This is a genomic window from Streptomyces roseoverticillatus, assembly GCF_000719265.1.
GTDB classification, from domain to species: Bacteria; Actinomycetota; Actinomycetes; order Streptomycetales; family Streptomycetaceae; genus Streptomyces; species Streptomyces roseoverticillatus.
Window position 1 is genome coordinate 66,350 of the sequence record NZ_JOFL01000038.1, and the last position, 22,408, is coordinate 88,757.

The following is a 22,408-nucleotide window of genomic DNA, read 5'->3' on the forward strand; positions in this document are numbered from 1 at the left end:
AACGCCCCCCTCTCGATTCAGCGTTGTCATTTCAGCGTTGCTGAATCCCATCATGAAGGAACCTGTGCTGGTGCTACAGGGTCGGGGCGGCGAGGCTTGCCCGTATGCGTCCCCTGCACCTCTCCCTCGCCGTTCTCGTCGCCGCCGTCTGGGGCGTCAACTTCGTTGTCATCGACTTCGGCCTCGCCCACTTCCCGCCGCTGCTCTTCTCCGCCCTGCGCTTCCTCGCGGCAGCCGTCCCGGCCGTCTTCCTCGTCGGCCGCCCGCAGGTGCGGTGGAGCTGGATCGTCGCCGTCGGGCTCGTCCTGGGCGTCGGCAAGTTCGGGCTCCTGTTCACCGGGATGCACCTGGGGATGCCCGCCGGCCTGTCCTCGCTCGTCCTGCAGGCCCAGGCCGTCTTCACGGCCCTGTTCGCCACGGCCGCGCTCGGCGAACGCCTCGGCCGGACCCGGCTGCTGGGCATGGGCACCGCCGTCGCGGGCATCGCCGTGGCGGCCGTCGACGAGGGCGCGTCCGGGCCCGTCCTCGGCTTCGCCCTCGTCGTGACCGCCGCGGCCCTGTGGGGCGTGTCGAACATCGTCACCCGCAAGGCGGCGCCGCCCGACGCGCTGAACTTCATGGTGTGGGTGAGCACCGTCCCCGTCCTGCCCCTCCTGCTGCTCTCCCTCCTCTTCGAGGGCCCGGAGGCGGACGCCGGAGCACTGCGGTCCCTCGACTGGAGCGGTGCCGGGGCGATCCTCTTCGTCGCCTGGGTCTCCACCGTCCTCGGCTTCGGAGCCTGGGGCTTCCTGCTGCGCACCTACGACGCCTCGGCCGTCGCGCCCTTCAGCCTCCTGGTACCCGTCTTCGGCATGTCGTCGGCAGCGCTCTTCCTCGGCGAGGGCGTGAGCCCGCTGCGCTGGGGCGCGGCGGTGCTGCTGGTGGCCGGGGTGGGCGTCACGGCGCTGGCCGGGCGGCGGCGAGCAGCCCGCGCAGGTACTCCGCACCCGGCCCCGCCAGTTGCCCGAAGCCTGCCGCTTGAGGATGCCAGCGCTTCTCGTACTCCCAGCACAGCCAGCCGTCCCAGCCCGACGCGGTGAGCGCCCGGACGCAGTCGCCCAGCGGCAGCACCCCCGCCCCCAGAGGCAGCGGTGCAAGGTCCTCCGCCGAGGCGACGTCCTTCACCTGGACGTAGCCCAGGTGCGGGGCGAGCACCGGGAGGCTCACCGCCGGGGACTCGCCGCCCAGCCAGGTGTGCAGGACGTCCCACAGGGCGCCGACGTGGGAGTGCCCCACGGGCCCCAGGACCCGCGCGACGTCCGCGGCCCGGCGGTGCGAGTCGTGCGTCTCCAGCAGCACGTGGACGCCCCGGTCCGCGGCCAGGGGCGCCACCGCCCCCAGCCGGCGGGCAGCCAGCGCGTCCGCCTCCTCCGCCGGCAGACCGCCACCGCCGGGGAAGACCCGGGCGTAGCGGGCCCCCAGATCGGCCGCCAGATGGACGAGCCCGCTCAGCTCGCGCAGCACGGCCTCATCGTCGCCGGCGGCGGCCACCTGCGCGTAGCCCGCCACGGACAGGATCGCCACGCCCGACCCGGCGAACTCCGCGACCGCCGCCTCCCGCTCCCTCGGCCCGCACCCGGGGTGCACGGGCTCCTCCGGGTGCGCCCGCAGCTCCACGCCGTCCCAGCCGTGCGCGCGGGCCAGCCGCACCACCTCCCACAGGGGCAGTCCGGGCATTCCGAGCGTGGAGAAGGCGAGCTTCATGGGGAACGGGTTCCCCCGGGGCGGGCGGGAAATGCTCTCCGTACGGCAGAAGGGGGGGAACGCACGATGAGCGCACGCAGAACCCTGCGGATCGCCATGAACGGCGTCACGGGCCGCATGGGGCACCGCCAGCACCTGGTCCGCTCGGTCCTCGCCCTGCGGGAGCAGGGCGGCCTCGACCTCGGCGACGGCACGCGCCTGTGGCCGGAGCCCGTCCTCGTCGGCCGCAGCGACGCCCGGCTGAAGGAGCTCGCCGGACGGTACGGCCTCGACCGGTGGACCACCAGTCTCGACACCGTCCTGTCCGACCCCGCCGTGGACGTCTACTTCGACGCCCAGGCCACCTCCGCCCGCGAACCGGCCCTGCGCAGGGCCATCGAGGCGGGCAAGCACGTGTACTGCGAGAAGCCGGTCGCCTGCGACTGGGGCGGGGCGGTGGACCTCGCCGACCGCGCCGCGGCAGCCGGCGTGAAGAACGGCGTCGTCCAGGACAAGCTCTTCCTCCCCGGCATCCGCAAGCTCAAGCGGCTCCTCGACGGCGGCTTCTTCGGCCGCGTCCTGTCCGTACGGGGCGAGTTCGGCTACTGGGTCTTCGAAGGCGACTGGCAGCCCGCACAGCGCCCCTCCTGGAACTACCGCGACCCGGACGCCGGCATCACCGCCGACATGTTCCCCCACTGGGAGTACGTCCTGCGGGACCTCTTCGGCCCCGTGCGGAGCGTCCAGGCCCACGTCGCCACCCACATTCCGCACCGCTGGGACGAGAGCGGCAAGCCCTACCACGCGGCCGCCGACGACGCCGCCTACGCGATCATGGAGCTGGACGGCGGCGTCGTCGCCCAGCTCAACTCCTCCTGGGCGGTGCGCGTGCACCGCGACGAGCTGCTGGAGTTCCAGGTCGACGGCACCGAGGGCTCGGCCGTCGCCGGGCTGCGCCACTGCCGCGTCCAGCACCGCTCCGTCACCCCCAAGCCCGTCTGGGACCCCGACGTCCCCGCGGACGACGGCTTCCGCGCGCAGTGGCAGGAGGTTCCCGGCAACGAGCCGTTCGGCAACGCCTTCAAGGTGCAGTGGGAGCTGTTCCTGCGGCACGTCGCCCTGGACGAGCCCTGGCCCTACGACCTGCGCGCGGGCGCCCGCGGCGTATGGCTCGCGACGCTGGCCCGGATGTCGGCCCGGGAGGGCCGTCGGATGAACTGGAGCGGCCAGTGATCCGGCTGCCCGACGCCGGCGGGCGGCTGCGCCCGTACGAGCCCACGGGCCGGCCCCTGGACCTCGCGCCCGGACCGCCGCCCGTCTCCCGCGCCCTCCTCGCCGCCGCCCACGTCGTCGCCGACCCCCTGGGGAACACCACGCCGTACGGCCCGGCCGCGCTCGACTGGGACGCCACCCTGGCCTTCCGCCGCCACCTGTGGGCGCACGGCCTCGGGGTCGCCGAGGCGATGGACACGGCCCAGCGCGGCGCGGGCCTCGACTGGCCGGCCGCGGCCGCGCTGATCCGGCGCTCCGCGGCGGAGGCGAAGGCCGCCGGCGGCCGCATCGCCTGCGGGGCCGGCACCGACCAGCTCACGCCCCCGTACGGCACCCTTGCGGCCGTCACCGCCGCCTACGAGGAGCAGCTGGAGCTCGTGGAGGCGGCGGGCGCCCAGGCCGTCCTGCTGGCCTCGCGGGCCCTCGCCGCCGTCGCGGCCGGACCGGACGACTACCGGGAGGTCTACGGCGCCCTGCTGCGGCAGAGCGCACGCCCCGTGATCCTGCACTGGCTGGGCCCGGTCTTCGACGCCGCGCTGGAGGGCTACTGGGGCAGCACCGACCCGGACGCCGCCGCGGACACCCTCCTGGCCGTCGTCGCCGCCCGGCCGGACAAGGTCGACGGCGTCAAGGTGTCGCTGCTGGACGCGGAGCGCGAGCGGGACCTGCGCCACCGGCTGCCCACCGGTGTGCGCTGCTACACGGGCGACGACTTCCACTACCCCGGTCTCGTCGAGGGCGGCGCGGACGGCCACAGCGACGCCCTGCTGGGCGTCTTCGACCCGCTGGCGCCCCTCGCCGCCCACGCGGTGCGGGCGCTCGACCGGGGCGACCGGGACCGCTTCCGCTCCCTCCTGGACCCCACCGTCGCGCTCGCCCGCCACCTCTTCGCACCGCCGACGCACTGCTACAAGACGGGGATCGTGCTGCTCGCGTGGCTCTCCGGGCACCAGGACCACTTCACCATGGCGGGAGGCGGGCACGCGGCGCGCTCCCTGCCGCACCTCGCGCGCGCGTACCGGCTGGCCGACGGCCTCGGGCTGTTCCCCGATCCGGGCCTCGCCGAGGCCCGGATGCGCCGGCTGCTGGCCGTCCACGGGGTGGAGCCGTGACCGGCCTCGCGCGCTTCAGCCTCAACCAGCAGACCGTGCGGCAGTGGTCCCTGCCGGAGCTGGCGGCGGGGTGCGCGGCGGCGGGGGTGCGGCACGTGGGGCTGTGGCGCGGGCCCGTGCAGGAGTACGGGGCGGCCGCCGCCGGGCGGCTCGTGCGGCAGCACGGACTGTCCGTCAGCAGCCTGTGCCGCGGCGGCTTCCTGACGTCCCCCGATGCGGGGGCGCGGGCGGCCGCGCTCGCGGACAACCGCGCGGCCGTCGAGGAGGCCGCCGAGGTGGGGGCCGCCGTCCTCGTCCTCGTCCCGGGCGGGCTGCCGCCGGGCTCGCGCGACCTGACCGGCGCGCGCGAGCGGGTGGCGGAGGCGATCGACGCGCTCGCCCCGTACGCGGCCGGGCACGGCGTCCGGCTCGCGATCGAGCCGCTGCACCCCATGTACGCCTCCGACCGGAGCGTCGTCACGACGCTCCGTCAGGCCCTCAGCCTGGCCGAACGGTTCCCCGCCGACCGGGTCGGCGTCGTGGTCGACAGCTACCACCTGTGGTGGGACGACACCGTGGCCGGACAGCTCGCGCGGGCGGGGGAGGGCGGCCGGATCGCGGCCCTCCAGCTCGCCGACTGGGTCACGCCGCTGCCGGAAGGGGCGCTGCTCGGCCGCGGCCAGCTCGGCGACGGCTGCGTCGACCTCCGCTGGTTCTTCGAACAGGCGACTGCGGCGGGCTACCGGGGGCCGGTGGAGGCCGAAATCTTCAGCACGCGGCTGTGGGCCAGGGACGGAGCGGAAGTCCTCGCCGAGACCCTGGAACGTTACCTTCGGTACGCGCTTGCTCGACCCGGGGTAGCCGACGACCCTGAAATCGCACAAAGGGTAACGGAAGGATAACTCCTTGAAAGCGTTGCAACCCTTTGCGGCCGAAGCGGGTCGTACAAGGCATCGGGCTTCCTGGGGAGGGATCCGGGGGGATTCGGAGGAAGCCGGTTTTGGGGGGATGTGAAGGGGCCCGGTCGTCGGACCGGGCCCCTTCGCCATTCCTGCCCGAGGCCCGGGCCGTGCGTCTCCTTCCCGCCGCAACGGCGACCGGCCACGGCGCCGGCGGACCGGCGGTGCCGTGGCCGGGCCGCAGTTGTCCACAGCCCTCGAACCGCTGTCGGAACTGACCGGTACCGTCGGTGCATGGTCCAGATGGCAGTCGTCGAAGGTGTCCTGGAGCGGATCACCTACGCCAATGAGGAGAGCGGCTATACGGTCGCGCGCGTCGACACCGGCCGCGGCAGCGGCGACCTCCTCACGGTGGTCGGCTCGCTCCTCGGCGCGCAGCCGGGGGAGTCGCTGCGACTGGAGGGCCGCTGGGGCTCCCACCCGCAGTACGGGCGGCAGTTCACCGTCGAGAACTACACCACGGTCCTGCCCGCCACCGTCCAGGGCATCCGCCGCTATCTCGGCTCCGGCCTGATCAAGGGCATCGGCCCGCGCATCGCCGACCGCATCACCGAGCACTTCGGCACGGACACCCTCGACGTCATCGAGAGCGACCCCGGCCGCCTCATCGAGGTCCCCGGCCTCGGCCCGAAGCGCACCAAGCTGATCGGCGCCGCCTGGGAGGAGCAGAAGGCCATCAAGGAGGTCATGGTCTTCCTGCAGGGCGTCGGCGTCTCCACCTCCATCGCCGTGCGCATCTACAAGAAGTACGGGGACGCCTCCATCTCCGTCACCCGCAACCAGCCCTACCGGCTGGCCGCCGACGTGTGGGGCATCGGCTTCCTCACCGCCGACCGCATCGCCCAGGCCGTGGGCATCCCGCACGACAGCCCCGAGCGGGTCAAGGCCGGGCTGCAGTACGCCCTTTCCCAGTCCACCGACCAGGGCCACTGCTATCTCCCCGAGGAGCGGCTGATCGCCGATGCCGTGAAGCTCCTCCAGGTGGACACCGGGCTCGTCATCGACTGCCTCGCGGAACTGGCGGCTCAGGAGAAGGAGGCGAGCGGGGAAGGGGCGGCGGGAGTGGTCCGCGAGAAGGTCCCCGGCTCCGAGGACGGGCAGCCCGTCACCGCCGTCTACCTCGTCCCCTTCCATCGCGCCGAACTCTCCCTGGCCGGGCAGCTGAAGCGGCTGCTCGGCGACGGCGCCGACCGGCTCGCCGTCTTCCAGGACGTCGACTGGGACCGGGCCCTGACCTGGCTCGCGGGCCGCACGGGCGCGCAACTCGCCCCCGAGCAGCGGGACGCCGTCCGGCTCGCGCTCTCCAGCAAGGTCGCCGTGCTCACCGGCGGGCCGGGCTGCGGCAAGTCCTTCACCGTCCGCTCCGTGGTCGAACTGGCCCGCGCCAAGGGGGCCAAGGTGGTCCTCGCGGCCCCCACCGGGCGGGCCGCGAAGCGGCTCTCCGAGCTCACGGGCGCCGAGGCGTCCACCGTCCACCGGCTCCTGGAGCTCAAGCCCGGCGGCGACGCCGCGTACGACAAGGACCGCCCCCTCGACGCCGACCTGGTGGTCGTGGACGAGGCGTCCATGCTCGACCTGCTGCTGGCCAACAAGCTCGTCAAAGCCGTGCCGCCGGGCGCCCACCTGCTCCTCGTCGGCGATGTGGACCAACTGCCCTCCGTGGGCGCCGGGGAGGTGCTGCGCGACCTCCTGGCCCCCGGCAGCCCCGTCCCCGCCGTCCGGCTCACCCGCATCTTCCGGCAGGCGCAGCAGTCCGGCGTCGTCACCAATGCACACCGCATCAACTCCGGGGCGCAGCCCATCACTCAGGGGATGACGGATTTCTTCCTCTTCGCCGAGGAGGACACCGAAGAGGCGGGCCGGCTCACCGTGGACGTGGCGGCCCGGCGCATCCCCGCGAAGTTCGGGCTCGACCCCCGCCGGGACGTCCAGGTGCTGGCGCCGATGCACCGCGGCCCGGCCGGGGCCGGCACCCTCAACGGACTGCTGCAGCAGGCGATCACGCCCGCCCGGCCCGACCTGCCCGAGCGCCGCTTCGGCGGCCGGGTCTTCCGCGTCGGCGACAAGGTCACCCAGGTGCGCAACAACTATGAAAAGGGGCAGAACGGCGTCTTCAACGGCACGGTGGGCGTCGTCACCGGCCTCGACGCCGTCGAGCAGCGGCTCACCGTGCGCACCGACGAGGACGAGGAGGTGGGCTACGACTTCGACGAACTCGACGAGCTCGCGCACGCCTACGCGGTGACGATCCATCGCTCGCAGGGCAGCGAATACCCGGCCGTGGTGATCCCCGTCACCACCGGTGCGTGGATGATGCTGCAGCGCAATCTGCTCTATACCGCAGTAACCCGGGCAAAGCGGCTGGTGGTGCTGGTGGGCTCGCGGAAGGCGCTCGGGCAGGCCGTGCGGACCGTCTCCGCAGGCAGGAGGTGTACCGCGCTCGATCACCGGCTGGGAATGTGAGGGCGTTCGGGGAGGTTTTGTGAAGGGCCGGACGGCCCCTTACCGGCCCGAAGAGGCCCCGGAGAGCGCGGATCCGGGGTGGGATTCGTCTCTCATCGGTTTACCAACCGGGGCGAAGGGGGCAGTATGGCCAGGCTGGACGGCACTGAGTGCCGTCTTTAGGCCCTATGGCCGACCCCGAGTGCACGTGCATCGTCCAAATGGGGGAAGGTAGGGGTAGTCAGGGCACCTCGAAGAAGAGGCACAACGTCGGTGAGGGATGACGTGAGCGACAACTCTGTAGTAGTGCGGTACGGGGACGGCGAATACACCTACCCGGTGGTCGACAGCACCGTCGGCGACAAGGGCTTCGATATCGGCAAGCTCCGCGCCCAGACCGGTCTGGTGACCCTGGATTCCGGTTACGGCAACACCGCCGCCTACAAATCCGCGATCACCTACCTCGACGGTGAGCAGGGCATCCTGCGCTACCGGGGCTACCCGATCGAGCAGGTCGCCGAGCGCAGCTCCTTCCTCGAGACCGCCTTCCTCCTGATCAACGGCGAGCTGCCGTCGACCGAGGAGCTGGCGACCTTCAAGGGTGAGATCACCCAGCACACGCTGCTGCACGAGGACGTCAAGCGGTTCTTCGACGGCTTCCCGCGCGACGCCCACCCGATGGCCATGCTGTCCTCCGTGGTCAGCGCGCTGTCGACCTTCTACCAGGACAGCCACAACCCGTTCGACGAGCAGCAGCGTCACCTGTCCACGATCCGGCTGCTGGCCAAGCTGCCGACGATCGCGGCCTACGCGTACAAGAAGTCGATCGGTCACCCGATCGTCTACCCGCGCAACGACCTCGGCTACGTCGAGAACTTCCTGCGCATGACCTTCTCGGTGCCCGCCGCCGAGTTCGAGCTGGACCCGGTCGTCGTCAGCGCCCTGGACAAGCTGCTGATCCTGCACGCCGACCACGAGCAGAACTGCTCCACGTCGACCGTGCGCCTGGTGGGCTCCTCGCAGGCCAACCTGTTCGCCTCGATCTCCGCCGGCATCAACGCCCTGTGGGGCCCGCTGCACGGCGGCGCCAACCAGTCGGTGCTGGAGATGCTCGAGGGCATCCGGGCCAACGGCGGCGACGTCGACTCCTTCATCCGCAAGGTGAAGAACAAGGAGGACGGCGTCCGCCTGATGGGCTTCGGCCACCGCGTCTACAAGAGCTTCGACCCCCGGGCGAAGATCATCAAGGCGGCGGCGCACGACGTCCTCTCGGCGCTCGGCAAGTCCGACGAGCTGCTCGACATCGCGCTGAAGCTGGAAGAGCACGCGCTCTCCGACGACTACTTCGTCTCGCGTAACCTCTACCCGAACGTGGACTTCTACACGGGTCTGATCTACCGGGCCATGGGCTTCCCGACCGAGATGTTCACCGTGCTCTTCGCCCTCGGCCGGCTGCCGGGCTGGATCGCGCAGTGGCACGAGATGATCAAGGAGCCGGGTTCCCGGATCGGCCGTCCGCGCCAGATCTACACCGGCGTCGTCGAGCGGGACCTGCCGGTCGAGCGCGCCTGACGCACGGTCGTTCCGGCCCCGTAGCCGACAAAAGCCCTGAGAGCCGCCGCGGCTCTCAGGGCTTTTCGCATGGGCTGTGAGAAAAGCGCCCCGCCTCCGATCCCCCCACGGGTCGGAGCGGGGCGCCTCCCGTTCCCCGGTACGGATTCCCCCCACGGGATCCGGCCGGGAGCCTCGGTGCGCGCAGCCGACGCGATCTGCCGGGACGCGTACGTACGGGAGGGCCGCTCAAAGCTCCCCGGGTACGTGCCCCGGCCACGCGTGGCCGGTACCGTCCCCCAAGACGATCCAGCACTGCCTGGTTAGACCCACGACCCCCCGCAATGGTTACGTTGCCATTGCTGTGATCTAGGTCTCCTGCCATAACGGGCGCAGTGGGGCAAGATCCCAATTGTGTGGGTGTTGTGTCGCTTATGTGGGTTACGTGTCGGACTGGGGTGCGGTCCGTGTGGTCCGTGCGTACCGGGGTTCGTGCGCGGTCCGTGTGTACCAGGGTGCGCCGGGCCGGGGTGTGTCAGGCGCGGCCGGTGAGCTCGTAGCCCGCCTCGTCCACCGCGGCGCGCACGGCCTCCTCGTCCAGCGGGGCCGCGGAGACCACGGTGACCTCGCCGGTGCCGGCCATGGCCTGCACGGACGTGACGCCGGCCAGAGTGGAGAGCTCTTCCTGTACTGCGGACTCGCAGTGGCCGCAGGTCATGCCGGTCACGCGGTAGACGGTGGTGATGGCGGTGGGCTGAGCGCTCATGACGGTTCTCCTCGGGAAGATCGATCGTGGTGCCGTGCGGGGAACAGCCTACCCCCCGGGGGTATTTCGGAGGAGGGGGTGGAGGGGAAGGCCGGGAAGGGCAAGGGGCCCCGGACCACGACGGCCCGGGGCCCGGAAGGAACGGGGTCAGTTGTTCGGATCGCGCCGGGCGCGGTTGCCCGGGCGGCTCGCCACCCAGGCGCGGACCGTGTCCGCGAACCAGTAGGGCTTGCCGCCCTCGTTGTGGTCGGGCTTGGGCAGCAACCCGTGCTTCCGGTAGGTCCGCACGGTGTCGGTCTGCACGCCGATGTGCGCTGCGATCTCCTTGTAGGACCAGAGTCGACGATCGGTCATCTCGCGCCTCTCCGCTGTGCCGCAGCGACGGAGGGGGATCCGTCGGGGGAGCTGCGGCGCGGCCTTGTCGGTCACCACGACTGTTGTCCGTTGCAACGACGCAGAGTGACCGTCGATGCGGCGCCGTGGTACGGCTGTGACGGAAGGGCGGCGAGAACGTGACACCTGTGACGCGTGTATGACGCTGTTTTGGGGTGTGCACGTGCCGGTGTGTGTGCGTGGTGCGTGCGTCAGCCCGGGGCCGGTGCGACGCGTACCGGGCGGTTCTCCCGCCGCGACGTCTCGCACGCCTCGGCCACCAGCAGGGCGTGCAGGCCCTCGCGGCCGGGGCACGGGTTCGGGGCCTCGCCGCGGACGGCCTCGACGAAGGCGGCCAGCTCGGCGCGGTACGCGGGAGCGAACCGCTCCAGGAAGCCGGACCAGGGGCGCGCGGGCGGGGGCGGGCCGGCCGGCTCGGCCGACGTCGCGGGCGTACGGGCGTCCAGGCCCACCACCCACTGGTCGAGCTCGCCCGACAGCTCCATGCGGACGTCGTAGCCCGCGCCGTTGCAGCGGGTCGCTGTCGCCGTGACCAGAGTGCCGTCGTCGAGGGTGAGGAGGACGGCGGCCGTATCCACGTCGCCCGCCTCCCGGAAGAGGGCCGCGGACGCCCCGCCGGTCGCTCCGCGGGCGTACACCTCCGTCACCTCCCGGCCCGTCAGCCACCTGACGGCGTCGAAGTCGTGCACCAGGCAGTCCCGGATCAGCCCGCCCGACTGCGCCAGGAACGCGGCCGGCGGGGGCGCCGGGTCCGAGGTGACGGCGCGGATCGTGTGCACGCGGCCCAGGCGGCCGGCGCGCAGGGCGGCGCGGGCCGAGCGGAAACCGGCGTCGAAGCGGCGCTGGAACCCCAGCTGCAGGAGCGTGCCCGCCGCGTCCGCCTCGCGGAGCGCGCGCAGCGTGCCGGGGACGTCGAGGGCGACGGGCTTCTCACAGAACGCGGGGAGGCCGGCGCGGGCCGCCCGCGCGATCAGGGCGGGGTGGGCCGCGGTGGTCGCCGCGATCACGATCGCGTCGACGCCGCCGCCGAAGACGGCCTCGGGGGAGGGGGCGGCCCGTGCACCGACGCGTGCGGCCAGGGCCGCGGCGCGGTCCTGATCGGCGTCCGCGACGACGACGCCCTCGACTCCGTCGAGTGCTGCGAGGACCGCGGCATGATGCCCCCCGATCCGCCCGGCCCCGACGACTCCGATCCGCATGCGTGACTCCGTCCTGTGGGTTCGGTGCGATTCCCGGCCGCGCGGGCGGACGACGGGGCATGCCTGTGCGGCATGGCCTGCCCGGCCGCGGGCCCTCGCCGCGGGCGAGAGGGATGCCCGTGCGGGCGTGGGCTGTGCGGCCCTGCCGGTCCTCGCCGCGGGCGAGAACATCCCGCCGCGACGGCGCGCGACCCCCACCGGGGTGTTCGGCGGTGCCGAACGGCGTGGAACGGCTCGGCACCGCCGGGCTCCGTCGTCGTGGCTTGTCGCCGTTGCGGCGGGAGGGATGCCCGTGCGGGCATGGGCTGAGCGGCCCTGGCTCCCGCCGGCTCTCGCCGCGGGCGAGAACACCCCGCCGCGACGGCGCGTAACCCCCGCCGGGGTGTCCGGCGGTGTCGTGCGGCGGCACCACCCCCTGACACCGGGTGTCACGCATACATCGGCGGGCGCGCCGCCAACGTGACCTCCGTCCGGGCGCCGGACGACTGCGCCCGGACGCCCGCCTCGCAGACCGCCGCCGCCGCGTACCCGTCCCACACGCTCGGTCCCTCCGTCACCCCGCGCCGCGCCGCGTCGACCCAGTGCTGGATCTCGCGGTCGTACGCCTCGCGGAAGCGGTCCACGTAGTCCTGGGCGATGGCGCCGCCCCAGCGCCCGGCGGCGTTCACGTAGAGGCCGTGCGCGTCGCCGAGCCGCGCGCTGCCGCGCTCGCCGACCGCCTCGCACTGCACCTGGTAGCCGAACCCGCAGTTGACGAAGACCTCGACGTCGGCCAGGGCGCCGCCGGAGGTCTCCAGGAGGACCAGCTGAGGGTCGCTCAGCCCGCCGGGCGCGGCCGGCGAGGGGGCCGGTTTCACCACGCTCACCGCAGTGATCTCCTGGCCCAGCAGCCACCGCGTGGCGTCGATCTCGTGCACCACCGAGTCGTTGATCATCATCGCTTCGGTGAAGCCGGGCGGCGTGGCCACGTTCCGGTGCCGGCAGTGGAGCATGAGCGTCCGCCCGAGCCCGCCGCTGTCGAGCAGCGCCTTCAGCTGCAGGTACTCCGTGTCGTAGCGGCGCATGAACCCCACTTGCGCCCGCCGGTGCCCGAGCCGGACCTCGGCCTCCAGCACCCGCAGCGCGGACTCCGCGCCGGGCGTGAGCGGCTTCTCGCACAGGACGGGCAGGTCCCGCGCGAAGGCGGCCAGCAGGGCCTCCTCGTGCGCGGGCCCGGGCGAGGCGATGAGTACGGCGTCCACGTCGCCGGCGTCCATCGCGGCGGCGGCGTCGGTGTACGCGGTGCAGCCGGGGACGCCGCCCGCGATCCGCTCGGCGCGCTCGCCGTCGACGTCTATGACCGCGCTGACCCGGGCCCCGCTGATGACCCGGTCCAGGCGCCGGACGTGGTCGGAGCCCATCCGCCCCGTGCCGATGACCGCGACGCCGAGGACGGCCCCGCCTGCGCCTGCGCCTTTGCCTGCGCCTTCGTGCTTCATCTGTGCAAGTCTCCCGGTCTCAGAGGCCGCAGCCGCGCAGGAAGCCCCGCGTGCGCCGCGCGATGGGCAGGGGGCGGTCCGGCGGGCACGGGTACATGTCCTGTTCCACGATGGCGAACAGGTCCGCGTCCAGCCGGGAGGCCGCGGCGAGGACCGGCTCCAGCGCGGGAACGCCCCGCGGCGGCTCGCACATGACGCCCTGCCGGACGGCGGGCCCGAAGGGCGTCCCCTTGGCGAGGACGTCCGCGAGGACCTCCGGGTCCACCTGCTTGAGGTGGAGGTAGCCGATCCGCTCCCCGTACGTCTCGATGAGCCTGACGCTGTCGCCGCCGCAGTACGCGTAGTGCCCGGTGTCCAGGCACACGGACACCAGCGACGCGTCGGTGGCGTCGAGGAAGCGCTCGACGTGCGCCTCGGTGTCGATGTGGGTGTCGGCGTGCGGGTGAACGACGATCCCGAGCCCGTAACGCTCGCGGACCTCGCGGGCGAGCCGCTCCATGCCGCCGGTGAGGTGCCGCCACTGATCCGCGGTCAGCTCGGGGTCCTCGACGATCTCGGCGGTCTTGTCGTCGCGCCAGAAGGAGGGGATGACGACGAGGTGCCGCGCCCCCATCGCGGCGGTGAGCTCCGCGACGGGCGCGACGTGCGCCCACGTCGCCTCCCACGTGTCCGGACCGCGGTGCAGCGCGGTGAAGACCGTGCCGGCGGAGACCGTGAGGCCGCGCCGCTGCGTCTCGTCGCGCAGCCGGGCCGGGTCGGTGGGCAGGTAGCCGTACGGGCCCAGCTCGATCCACTCGTAGCCAGCGTCAGCCACCTCGTCCAGGAACTGCCGCCAGGGCAGCTGGGCCGGATCGTCGGCGAACCAGACGCCCCAGGAGTCGGGGGCGGAGCCGACCCGGATCCGGTGCCGTGAGGGGACGTTCGCGGTCGCGTCGGGAGCGGGCATGGTGCTCTCCTCGGGCGAGGGAGGGGCTGGGTTTTGCCCGTAGCCTTCCCGCGGTACGGGGGAGTGTCAAGGCTACGTCCTGACATACGGACGTAACGTCAAGATGTCTTCCGCTCGCGTCTATATGTAAGGACAATGGCCCGAGCCGAATCCTCAGGAAGGGCGCCGATGAGCCACCCGAGCGCGCGTACGTCTTTCGACCTGATCACCATGGGCCGGGTCGGCGTGGACCTGTATCCCCTCCGGACCGGCGTGCCGCTGGCCGAGGCCGAGATCTTCGGCAAGTTCCTGGGCGGCTCGCCCGCGAACGTCGCGGTCGCCGCGGCGCGGCTCGGCCGGAGCGCGGCGCTCATCAGCCGCACCGGCGCGGACCCCTTCGGCGACTACCTCCACGACGCGCTGCGCCGCTTCGGCGTGGACGACCGGTGGGTGACGCCCGTCGCCGTGTACCAGACGCCCCTGACGTTCTGCGAGATCTTCCCGCCGGACGACTTCCCGCTCTACTTCTACCGCCGCCCCAAGGCGCCCGACCTGGAGATCCACGCGGACGAGCTGGACCTCGGCGCGATCCGGGCCGCCCGGATCTTCTGGGCGACCGGCACCGGCCTGTGCGAGGAGCCCAGCCGGACCGCGACGCTGGCCGCGCTCGCGGCGCGGGGGCGGCGCGGCGTCACGGTCCTCGACCTGGACTGGCGGCCGCTGTTCTGGGGCGGTGAGGGCGGCGCGTCCGGGCACGGCGGGCGTACGGGACCGGCCGCCATGGCCGCCGCCCGGCCGCACTACGCCGCGGCCCTCGCCCACGCGACCGTCGCCGTCGGCAACGCCGACGAGTGCGAGGTCGCCACGGGCGAGCGCGCGCCGTGGCGCGCGGCGCGGGCGCTGCTGGACGCCGGGGCCGAACTCGCCGTGGTCAAACGGGGACCCGAGGGCGTCCTCGCCGTCCACCGCGACGGGACGACGGCGGAAGTGCCGCCCGTGGAGGTGGACGTGGTCAACGGCCTCGGCGCGGGCGACGCCTTCGGCGGTGCGCTGTGCCACGGACTGCTGGCCGGCCGGCCCCTGGAACAGACCCTCCGGTTCGCCAACGCGGCGGGGGCGCTGGTGGCTTCACGCCTGTCGTGCTCGGAGGCGATGCCGACGCGTCAGGAGGTGGAGGCCCTCCTGACCCGCGGCTCCGGTGCGGCTGGGGCGGCCGGTCGCTCCGGCGCGGCCCGGTCCTCACCGGAGGACCGGGCCGGCGCCGCGCGGGTGCGCCCCGCCGGCGGGGCCGGTGAACCCGGCGAGGCCGCGCACGGCGCGCACGGCGCCTCCGGCGAGGAGTCCGGCCCCTCCGGCGAGGAGGCCCGCCCGGAGGTTCGCCCGTCGTGAGCGTACGAATCGGCGAGCTCGCCCGTATCCGCAGCCGGCACCCCGAGGCCATTGCCGAAGCCGCCGCGCGGCGGGGCCGGCGGCCGTTGCTCGGGGAGAGCGGGCGGCTGATGGTCATCGCGGCGGATCACCCCGCACGCGGCGCGCTCTCCGTCGGGGACCGGCCGCTGGCCATGGCGGCCCGGCCCGACCTGCTGGAGCGGCTCTGCCTCGCGCTGTCGCGGCCCGGTGTCGACGGGGTCCTGGCCTCCGCCGACGTCCTGGACGACCTGCTGCTGCTCGGCGCGCTGGAGAACAAGGTCGTCATCGGGTCCATGAACCGCGGCGGGCTCGCCGGCGCGGCCTTCGAGATGGACGACCGCTTCACCGGGCCGCGCGCGGAGGACCTGGCCGCGCTCGGCTTCGACGCCGGGAAGCTGCTCCTGCGCATCGACCCCGGCGACGCCGGCTCGCTCAGGACCCTGCACACGGCCGCCCGCACCGTCGACGAGATGGCCGCCCGGCGGCTGCCGGTCTTCGTCGAGCCGTTCCTGTCCCGCCGGTCCGGCGGCCGCGTCGTCAACGACCTCGGTGCCGAAGCCGTCACGAGGGCGATCGCCATCGCCTCCGGGCTGGGCGGGACGTCCGCGTACACGTGGCTGAAGGTGCCGGTGACGGAGGACCCCGCGGACATGGCACGGGTGATGGAGACGTCGACGCTGCCGGCGGTGCTGCTGGGCGGCGACGTGGGCGGCGACCAGGACGCGGCGTACGAGCGCTGGCGGTCGGCGCTGCGCCTGCCGACGGTGCAGGGGCTGGTGGCGGGCCGGTCCCTCCTCTACCCCGCGGACGGGGACGTGGCGCGGGCCGTGGACACGGCGGTGGGGCTGCTGTGACGCCGGCGGGGCCGCTGTCGCCGGTCGGGCCGGCGTGCCGCCGCATGTAAGATACGTACTGCACGGTATTTATTTTTGGACAGCGCTCGGCAGCACGGAGGTTCCTCGTGGCGAAGCAGGAGCGGGCGGTCCGCACGCGCCGTCTGATCCTGGAAGCGGCCGGCGCCGTCTTCGACGAGTTCGGCTACGAGTCCACGACCATCGCGCAGATCCTCGCGCGCGCGGGCGTGACCAAGGGCGCCCTGTACTTCCACTTCGCCTCCAAGGAGGAGCTGGCCCGCGGGGTCCTGGGCCAGGCGCTGACCATCGAGGGCATCCTGCCCCAGGAGTCCAGGCTGCAGGAGTGGGTGGACGTGGGCATGGTCCTCGCCCACCGCCTGCCCGGCGAGCCCCTGCTGAGCGCCTCCATCCGGCTCTCCGCCGACCGCAAGGCCCGTGACCTGTTCGGCACTTCCTGGCCCGCCTGGATCGACTTCATCGCGGATCAGCTGACCGAGGCCAAGGCGCAGGGCGAGGTCCTGCCCCACGTCGACCCCGGCGCGACGGCCACCCTCTTCGTCGGGGCGTGGACGGGTGTGGAGATCCTCGCCACCGCCCACGCCGAGAGCGGCGCACTGGAGAAGCGCATCGCCCTCCTCTACGACACCTTCCTGCCCGGCATCGCCGTCCCCGGCGCACTGCGGAACCTCGACACCGCTCCCGACCGCGGGGCCCGTGTCTGGAGGGCCCACCAGGCGCAGCACGAGGCCCGGCGCCAGGAGGAAGCCGCGGCCGCCACCGCCTGAGGGCCGCCACCGCCCGAACGCCCCCGAGCGCCGGCGCCGCCCGAGCGACCGGAGCTTCAGGGGCGTGCCAGCAGCGGTACGTGGATGCTCACCCGGGTCCCCTCGCCCGGTGTGCTCTCCAGCGTCACCCGGCCGCCGATGTCCTCGATGCGCTCGCGCACCCAGCGCAGACCGCCCGCCGCCGGTGCGGACATGACGCGCGCCGCGTCGAAACCGGGCCCGGCGTCCTCCACCCGGGCGTGGGCCCAGCGCCGCGTCACCCGCGTCGTCACCTCCACCGCCGCGCCCGGGGCGTGCACGAAGCTGTTGCTCAGGCATTCGCGCAGGGACCAGAACAGCTCGCGCCGAGAGGCGTCCGACAGCAGCGACTCGTCCCCCGTGGCGGCCACAGACACCGGCGTCCCGGGCGTGACCTGCGCGGCGAATGCCTCAACGGCCCGCGCCAGGGGCGGCAGTTCGGCGGCCAGACGCAGCTCCCCGACCAGCTCCCGCGACCGCCCGAGCGCCTCGCGCACGAGCTTCCCGGCCGCCTGTGCCTCGTCGGCGCCGGGGGACTCCAGGTGGCGCAGGGCCAGGGTCAGCGAGGTGCCGAGCTGGTCGTGGATCTCCCGTGCCAGCCGCCGGCGCTCCCGCCAGACCTCGTCGTCCCGCCCCGACGCGGCGCTGCCGCCGAGCAGCCGCACCACCCGCGCCGCACGGCGCGCGGTCCCCGCCCCCCGCGGGTCGCCGGACGCCAGCACCTCCTGGAGCGCGCACTCCATCAGCAGGCCCGCGGCCGCTTCCGGGATCCGGGGGTCCGCGCGCAGTGCCGCCGGCGCCCGCCAGGAGTCCGCGGGGGCCGGGCCGCCCCGCTCGGCGGCGGCTTCCGCCGCGGCCAGCACGCACCGCGCGTGCAGGGCGAGGGAGGAGCGCAGCGTGGGCGCATCGCACCCGAGCTCCTCCAGGACCTCCGGCAGGGCCGCCTCGTAACGGCGCATCACCGCGCCCGCGTCCACGCCCAGAGCGCTCCCGGACGCGGGGCGCCGCTGGGCGGGCACCATGGGCACCACCTGTGCGGGCGCGTGCTGTCGTGCTCCGTGCACCCCGTGCGCCCGGCGCGGACCGAGGGAAGAGACGGCCGAACGGCCCAGCCCCTCCTGGAGGGCCGTCGTGAAGCCGTTCCCCACCACGGCTTCCAGCAGGGCGAACCCCGACCGGCCGGCATGTCCCGCTGAGCTGTCCGCGATTCCCACATGTCCCCCACGTGTGCGTCGATCCGACACCGGGGACGTTAACAAACCGGTCATCCTGTTTGTCAACAGCCTTCGTGAAGGTGGCGAGGGATTCGTGGGGGAGATGTGAGGGTTCCGCCGCACTCGTCGGACCGGCATAACGGACTTACGGCGGACAGAAAAACCGGATCATCGGTATTCGAGGTCGGTGGAGCGTTGATTTTCCGCCATGCGCTTCCCGTCCGCGGATGCGCGACAGGGCCGTACGGAGCGGCCGGCCCGGTCCCCCTCCGGTGGCCGGCCGCTCCGTACGGCCCTGCTCGGGTGCGAGTCTGATCTCCTGCCGGTTCTGCCCGCCGGCTCTCCCGCCTGTTCCTCCGCCGGTCCTGCCGCCGGGTCCTGCCGCCGGGTTCTCCCGTCAGTCGCGCGGCAGCTCCCGTGCCGCGCCCTCCCGCGCCGTGTCCTCCCACCCGCCCGGGGCGGGTGCGGCGCTGCCGCCGGCCGCGCTGAGCGCGGACTCCGTCCCGGCCGGCTCCAGCCGCGCCAGCGTTTCCGGGGTGGCCAGCCGGGGCAGCAGCGCGCGCCACAGGCTGGACAGCGTGGGCCGGGAGAGCCACTCGCGGTCACGCCGCGCGAGCCCTTCGAAGCCGATCGTCGCCCCGATGATCGTCGCCGTCATGTCCTCGGCCGAGGCGCCCGCGAGGATCGTTCCCTCCTTCGCGGCCCGCGTCAGGTACCGTCGCACGCACTCCAGCCACTCCTGCAGCAGGTCGGTCTCGGCGGCGTGCGAGGTGCGGGAGTTGAGGTGGAAGCCGGCCCGTACGACGACGTCCCAGCACAGCTGCTGCGCGAACGCGTGCGAGGTGTCGACCATGGCCTGCAGGGCGCAGGGGCTGCGGCGGTGGACACGGCGGGCGACGGCGTGCAGGATGCGTGCGGCTTCCGTCTCCACCGCCGCGGCCACGGCCGCCTTGGTGTCGAAGTGGAAGTGCAGCGCGCCCGTGCTCACGCCGGCGCCGGCGCTGATGCCGGCGAGCTTGGCCCGGGTGTAGCCGTGCTGGTCGAAGGCCTGGGCCGCGGAGCGGATGAGGGCGTGACGGGTGTTCATGGCCCGTTCCTGCTTGGTCATGACAGGCCCTTGGAGCAGTGCGTTCCGGTGGTGCGTGCGGGGCCGCGTGAAACCGCGCTGAGCTGCGCGAATGTACGAACGTGGAGGGGGGACAGCGTCATGGGAACCATGAAACCAACTAACTGGTTTTATTTCTAGCTCATGACTGTCCGAATGTGTGGGATATGCCCCTGTATCTCAGGGTAATTAACCGGATTCTCCTCCTGTTTGTTGCGCCAACCGACCCGATTGCCCCGCCCTGCGAATGACCCCCGGAGGGCCTCGATCCCCTGAGGAAGCGGCCGTTGGCCGGATGATGCGGCTACGGATAGAGGAGTCCGGCGGGCGTGGCTGAGTGCCGCCCCTCGGCGATGGTCAAGACCTTTGACAAACCAGCAGTCCGGTTTGTAATCTCGCGTTGAACGGTCGGCTAGCGGCCTCAGCGCCGCGCGACAGTGCAGGAGCAGCGGATGAACCAGCAAGCCACCACCACCTCTCTCGACCCCCACATACGCCGGACGCCGTCGCCGCCGCGCGTCCCCCGGCCGCGCTCCGGCTCCCACCCGGCCGGACCGGCCGGTGCGGCCGGCCGCGGCAGTCAGGGCGGCCGGACCGGCCGGACCGAAGCCGCCCGGGCGGAGGACACCCTGCGCGTCCTGGTGGTCGAGAGCGACGCCCGCGCCGCCGAGACCCTGGTCCACGGGCTGCGCCGGCACGGGTACGACACCTCCGTCGCCGGCACGGGGAGCAAGGCCCTGGAGACCTACGGCGATGCCGACCTGGTCCTCCTCGACCTCGAACTGCCGGACCTCGACGGCCTGGAGATCTGCCGCGCCGTCAGGGCCGCCAGTGACATCCCCGTCATCGCCGTAACCGCCCGCGCCAGCGAGCTCGACCGGGTGCTGGGCCTGCAGGCCGGCGCCGACGACTACGTCATCAAGCCCTACGGCTTCCGCGAGCTCATGGCCCGCATCGAGGCCGTCATGCGCCGTGCGCGCCCCCAGGGACGCGAGCGCCCCGCCGCCCAGGTCATCACTGCCGGCCCGCTCACCATCGACGCGGGAACGCGCGAGGTCCGCCTCGGCGGGCGCCGCATCGAGGTCACCCGCAAGGAATTCGACCTCCTCCGGCTCCTCGCCTCGCAGCCGGAGAAAGTGATTTCCCGCAAGGAGCTCATGACGCAGGTGTGGGACGACAACTGGTCCCGGCCCGGACGCACCATCGACACCCACGTCAGCAGTCTGCGCGGGAAGCTCGGTTCCGCCGACTGGATCATCACCATCCGCGGCGTCGGATTTCGCTTCGGACACCTCGGGAACGCCGACCGGCATTCCCCGGAAAACGCATCGGAGGCGCAGCGAGGCACAGCTCTGACGATCGCCTGACACAGTTCACCAAGGTTTAATGGGGGATACCTTGACGGTCAGTCACCAATTCCAGATGCTTTTCGCACGGCAACGAAGCCGCAGCGACGGGGAACGGGAAATCACCCGAGGATTTCCTGCCCGCCCCACCTTCCGGCCACCCTTTTCCGCCCCACGCACCGCTGCGCATCCCGCGGCCCCGGCGCTCCGTACGCCGGCCGTGGTGACGGCCACGGTGCCCGCGGCGCCCCTTCCGTCCGCCCGCACGCTGCCATGACGCGTACCGCGGGCGTCCGCACGGCCGACGACCTGGAATTTCCCGACGACACCGCGAGGCAGGCCTCCATGGACCACGCACCCTCCGGCGCCACCACACTGGAGCGCCCCGTACCGCCCGAAGCAGCTCCCGCCCCGCTGCCCCTCGTCCTCTCCGCAGGCACCGAAGAGGAGCTGCGCGCCCGCGCCGCGGCGCTGCGCGACCTCCTCGCCGGCACCGGCACCGGCACCGGCACGACGGACACGACCGGCACCGCCGGCGCCCCGGACCCCGCGTCCGCGGCCCTCGCCTTGGCCTCCCGCGCCGGCGACGGCCCCCACCGCGCCGTCCTCCTCGCCACCGGCCGCGACGACGCCCTGAGCGGCCTGGACGCCCTCGCCGCAGGCAGAGCCGCCCCCGGCCTCGCGACCGGCACCGTCCAGGAAGGCGCCCTCGCCTTCCTCTTCACCGGACAGGGCGCACAGCGCCCCCGTATGGGTGCCGAGCTGCGCGCCGCGTTCCCCGTCTTCGCCGAGGCCTTCGACGAGGTCTGCCACGTCCTCGACCCGCACCTGCCGCGCCCCCTGCGCGAGGTGATCGACAGCGGCGACGCGGACCTCCTGAGCCGCACCGAGTACACGCAGCCCGCGACCTTCGCCGTCGAAGTGGCCCTGTACTGGCTGCTGGAGAGCTGGGGCGTGCGCCCCGACGTCCTCGCCGGCCACTCCATCGGCGAGATCGCCGCCGCCCACGCCGCCGGCGTGCTCTCGCTGCAGGACGCCGCGCGCCTCGTGGCCGTACGCGGCCGCCTGATGCAGGCCCTGCCCGCCGGGGGCGTGATGACCGCCGCCCTCGCCTCCGCCGCCGACGTCGCGCCCCACCTGGAGGGCCGCACCGGCACCGCCGGCATCGCCGCTGTCAACGGCCCCGCCTCCGTGGTCCTGGCGGGCGCCGAGGCGACCGTCGGGGAGATCGCCGCCGAGCTGGCCGCCGCCGGCCGCAAGACCCGCGGCCTGCCCGTCAGCCACGCCTTCCACTCGCCGCTGATGGAACCCGTCCTCGGCGACTTCCGCGCCGCCATCGAGGACATCACCTTCCACAGCCCGCGCATCCCGCTCGTCTCCACCGTCACCGGCCTGCCCGTCTCGCCCGACGAGATGTGCACGCCCCGTTACTGGGTCGACCACATCCGCGCGACCGTCCGCTTCGCCGACGCCATGGCCACCCTGGAGGCCCGCGGCGCCACCACCTACCTGGAGGTCGGCCCCGACGCCATCCTCACCAGCATGGGCAAGTCCTGCCTGACCCCGGGCCGCCCGGCGGCGCTGCTGCCCACCGTGCGGCGCGCCCGCCCCGAGGCGCCCACCCTGCTGGCCTCGCTCGCCCAGGCGTACGTCCGCGGTGCCCACGTCGCGTGGAGCGCCTGCTTCGCCGGCACCTCCGTGCGCCCCGCGGAGCTGCCCGCCCACCTCGTCCCCGCCGAAACCCCTCTGGCCCCTCCGGCCCCTCTGGAGAAGTGAACTCATCGTGCGCAAGGTGCTCATCGCCAACCGTGGCGAAATCGCTGTCCGCGTTGCTCGCGCGTGCCGGGATGCCGGGATTGCCAGTGTGGCGGTCTACGC

At 73.4% G+C, this 22,408-nt stretch carries 19 protein-coding genes and 1 pseudogene; 12 read left to right on the forward strand and 8 right to left on the reverse strand.

Annotation, left to right across the window (positions count from 1 at the left end; all coding sequences use genetic code 11):
* Positions 1–104 precede the first annotated feature (104 nt).
* The gene (locus IF61_RS0130475) at positions 105–1,079 is read left to right on the forward strand and encodes an EamA family transporter (RefSeq protein WP_107043169.1); all 975 of its coding nucleotides are present in this window, start codon (positions 105–107) and stop codon (positions 1,077–1,079) included.
* Here the strand turns inward: IF61_RS0130475 and IF61_RS0130480 are convergent.
* Positions 961–1,743: pseudogene (locus tag IF61_RS0130480) on the reverse strand (sugar phosphate isomerase/epimerase family protein); the annotation flags it as partial. The gene IF61_RS0130475 and the pseudogene IF61_RS0130480 sit on opposite strands and share 119 nt — an antisense overlap.
* A gap of 66 nt (positions 1,744–1,809) precedes the next feature.
* Here IF61_RS0130480 and IF61_RS0130485 point away from each other — a divergent pair.
* The 5 genes from IF61_RS0130485 to IF61_RS0130505 all read left to right on the forward strand — a co-directional run bounded on the left by IF61_RS0130485 (position 1,810) and on the right by IF61_RS0130505 (position 9,058).
* On the forward strand, positions 1,810–2,955 hold the full coding sequence (locus tag IF61_RS0130485; protein WP_030369788.1) for a Gfo/Idh/MocA family protein: 1,146 nt from the start codon (positions 1,810–1,812) through the stop codon (positions 2,953–2,955).
* Complete coding sequence (locus tag IF61_RS0130490; RefSeq protein WP_030369789.1) at positions 2,952–4,106, forward strand: dihydrodipicolinate synthase family protein; 1,155 nt, start codon at positions 2,952–2,954, stop codon at positions 4,104–4,106. The genes IF61_RS0130485 and IF61_RS0130490 overlap by 4 nt, the downstream gene beginning before the upstream one ends.
* On the forward strand, positions 4,103–4,987 hold the full coding sequence (locus tag IF61_RS0130495; RefSeq protein ID WP_052393285.1) for a sugar phosphate isomerase/epimerase family protein: 885 nt from the start codon (positions 4,103–4,105) through the stop codon (positions 4,985–4,987). Before IF61_RS0130490 ends, IF61_RS0130495 begins: the two co-directional genes overlap by 4 nt.
* Positions 4,988–5,278: 291 nt before the next feature.
* Entirely contained in the window at positions 5,279–7,507 is a 2,229-nt protein-coding gene (gene recD2, locus IF61_RS0130500; protein ID WP_030369791.1) for an SF1B family DNA helicase RecD2, read from the forward strand.
* Positions 7,508–7,771: 264 nt separating this feature from the next.
* Positions 7,772–9,058: a citrate synthase gene (locus IF61_RS0130505; protein ID WP_030369792.1), complete on the forward strand. Its 1,287-nt coding sequence runs from the start codon at positions 7,772–7,774 to the stop codon at positions 9,056–9,058.
* A gap of 514 nt (positions 9,059–9,572) precedes the next feature.
* On the opposite strand, the gene IF61_RS0130510 is transcribed toward IF61_RS0130505, so the two are convergent.
* The 5 genes from IF61_RS0130510 to IF61_RS0130530 form a co-directional block, all read right to left on the reverse strand.
* Complete coding sequence (locus IF61_RS0130510) at positions 9,573–9,803, reverse strand: heavy-metal-associated domain-containing protein (protein WP_030369793.1); 231 nt, start codon at positions 9,801–9,803, stop codon at positions 9,573–9,575.
* A gap of 147 nt (positions 9,804–9,950) precedes the next feature.
* A complete protein-coding gene (locus tag IF61_RS0130515) occupies positions 9,951–10,157 on the reverse strand; it encodes a helix-turn-helix transcriptional regulator (protein ID WP_030369794.1) in 207 nt (68 codons plus the stop codon).
* A gap of 230 nt (positions 10,158–10,387) precedes the next feature.
* Positions 10,388–11,395 carry a Gfo/Idh/MocA family protein gene (locus tag IF61_RS0130520; protein ID WP_030369795.1) on the reverse strand — a complete coding sequence of 336 codons (1,008 nt, stop codon included), beginning with the start codon at positions 11,393–11,395 and terminating at the stop codon, positions 10,388–10,390.
* 428 nt (positions 11,396–11,823) lie between these two features.
* A complete protein-coding gene (locus IF61_RS0130525) occupies positions 11,824–12,873 on the reverse strand; it encodes a Gfo/Idh/MocA family protein (RefSeq protein ID WP_052393290.1) in 1,050 nt (349 codons plus the stop codon).
* Positions 12,874–12,892: 19 nt separating this feature from the next.
* On the reverse strand, positions 12,893–13,819 hold the full coding sequence (locus IF61_RS0130530) for a sugar phosphate isomerase/epimerase family protein (protein ID WP_030369797.1): 927 nt from the start codon (positions 13,817–13,819) through the stop codon (positions 12,893–12,895).
* A 168-nt stretch (positions 13,820–13,987) separates the two neighbouring features.
* Here IF61_RS0130530 and iolC point away from each other — a divergent pair, with 168 nt between their 5' ends.
* From iolC to IF61_RS0130545, 3 genes are all read left to right on the forward strand, one after another.
* Positions 13,988–15,187 carry a 5-dehydro-2-deoxygluconokinase gene (gene iolC, locus IF61_RS0130535; RefSeq protein ID WP_078660634.1) on the forward strand — a complete coding sequence of 400 codons (1,200 nt, stop codon included), beginning with the start codon at positions 13,988–13,990 and terminating at the stop codon, positions 15,185–15,187.
* Positions 15,184–16,062, forward strand: coding sequence for a Cgl0159 family (beta/alpha)8-fold protein (locus tag IF61_RS0130540; protein ID WP_030369799.1), 879 nt, complete (start codon positions 15,184–15,186; stop codon positions 16,060–16,062). The genes iolC and IF61_RS0130540 overlap by 4 nt, the downstream gene beginning before the upstream one ends.
* Positions 16,063–16,169: 107 nt before the next feature.
* Positions 16,170–16,847, forward strand: coding sequence for a ScbR family autoregulator-binding transcription factor (locus IF61_RS0130545; protein WP_052393292.1), 678 nt, complete (start codon positions 16,170–16,172; stop codon positions 16,845–16,847).
* Between the two features lie 56 nt (positions 16,848–16,903).
* Here IF61_RS0130545 and IF61_RS33715 read toward each other — a convergent pair whose 3' ends face one another.
* On the reverse strand, positions 16,904–18,079 hold the full coding sequence (locus IF61_RS33715; RefSeq protein WP_157848725.1) for a sensor histidine kinase: 1,176 nt from the start codon (positions 18,077–18,079) through the stop codon (positions 16,904–16,906).
* 397 nt (positions 18,080–18,476) lie between these two features.
* Positions 18,477–19,187, reverse strand: a complete 711-nt coding sequence (locus IF61_RS0130555) for a ScbR family autoregulator-binding transcription factor (protein WP_078660636.1) — start codon at positions 19,185–19,187, stop codon at positions 18,477–18,479.
* Between the two features lie 449 nt (positions 19,188–19,636).
* Between IF61_RS0130555 and IF61_RS0130560 the strand changes: the two genes are divergently transcribed.
* The 3 genes from IF61_RS0130560 to IF61_RS34850 form a co-directional block, all read left to right on the forward strand.
* Positions 19,637–20,551 carry a response regulator transcription factor gene (locus IF61_RS0130560; RefSeq protein WP_078660637.1) on the forward strand — a complete coding sequence of 305 codons (915 nt, stop codon included), beginning with the start codon at positions 19,637–19,639 and terminating at the stop codon, positions 20,549–20,551.
* Between the two features lie 252 nt (positions 20,552–20,803).
* Positions 20,804–22,306, forward strand: a complete 1,503-nt coding sequence (locus IF61_RS0130565; protein WP_030369804.1) for an acyltransferase domain-containing protein — start codon at positions 20,804–20,806, stop codon at positions 22,304–22,306.
* Positions 22,307–22,313: 7 nt separating this feature from the next.
* Positions 22,314–22,408, forward strand: a 95-nt coding sequence (locus tag IF61_RS34850) for a biotin carboxylase N-terminal domain-containing protein (protein WP_279617129.1), incomplete at its 3' end; no start/stop codon positions are given.

Excerpts from the sequence above, each read along its gene's own strand:
- IF61_RS0130475 (WP_107043169.1), top strand. The coding sequence starts at position 105 with ATGCGTCCCCTGCACCTCTCCCTCGCCGTTCTCGTCGCCGCCGTCTGG.
- IF61_RS0130485 (WP_030369788.1), top strand. The coding sequence starts at position 1,810 with ATGAGCGCACGCAGAACCCTGCGGATCGCCATGAACGGCGTCACGGGC.
- recD2 (WP_030369791.1), top strand. The coding sequence starts at position 5,279 with ATGGTCCAGATGGCAGTCGTCGAAGGTGTCCTGGAGCGGATCACCTAC.
- IF61_RS0130510 (WP_030369793.1), bottom strand. The coding sequence starts at position 9,803 with ATGAGCGCTCAGCCCACCGCCATCACCACCGTCTACCGCGTGACCGGC.
- IF61_RS0130515 (WP_030369794.1), bottom strand. The coding sequence starts at position 10,157 with ATGACCGATCGTCGACTCTGGTCCTACAAGGAGATCGCAGCGCACATC.
- IF61_RS0130520 (WP_030369795.1), bottom strand. The coding sequence starts at position 11,395 with ATGCGGATCGGAGTCGTCGGGGCCGGGCGGATCGGGGGGCATCATGCC.
- IF61_RS0130525 (WP_052393290.1), bottom strand. The coding sequence starts at position 12,873 with ATGAAGCACGAAGGCGCAGGCAAAGGCGCAGGCGCAGGCGGGGCCGTC.
- IF61_RS0130530 (WP_030369797.1), bottom strand. The coding sequence starts at position 13,819 with ATGCCCGCTCCCGACGCGACCGCGAACGTCCCCTCACGGCACCGGATC.
- iolC (WP_078660634.1), top strand. The coding sequence starts at position 13,988 with ATGAGCCACCCGAGCGCGCGTACGTCTTTCGACCTGATCACCATGGGC.
- IF61_RS0130555 (WP_078660636.1), bottom strand. The coding sequence starts at position 19,187 with ATGACCAAGCAGGAACGGGCCATGAACACCCGTCACGCCCTCATCCGC.
- IF61_RS0130560 (WP_078660637.1), top strand. The coding sequence starts at position 19,637 with ATGAACCAGCAAGCCACCACCACCTCTCTCGACCCCCACATACGCCGG.
- IF61_RS0130565 (WP_030369804.1), top strand. The coding sequence starts at position 20,804 with ATGACGCGTACCGCGGGCGTCCGCACGGCCGACGACCTGGAATTTCCC.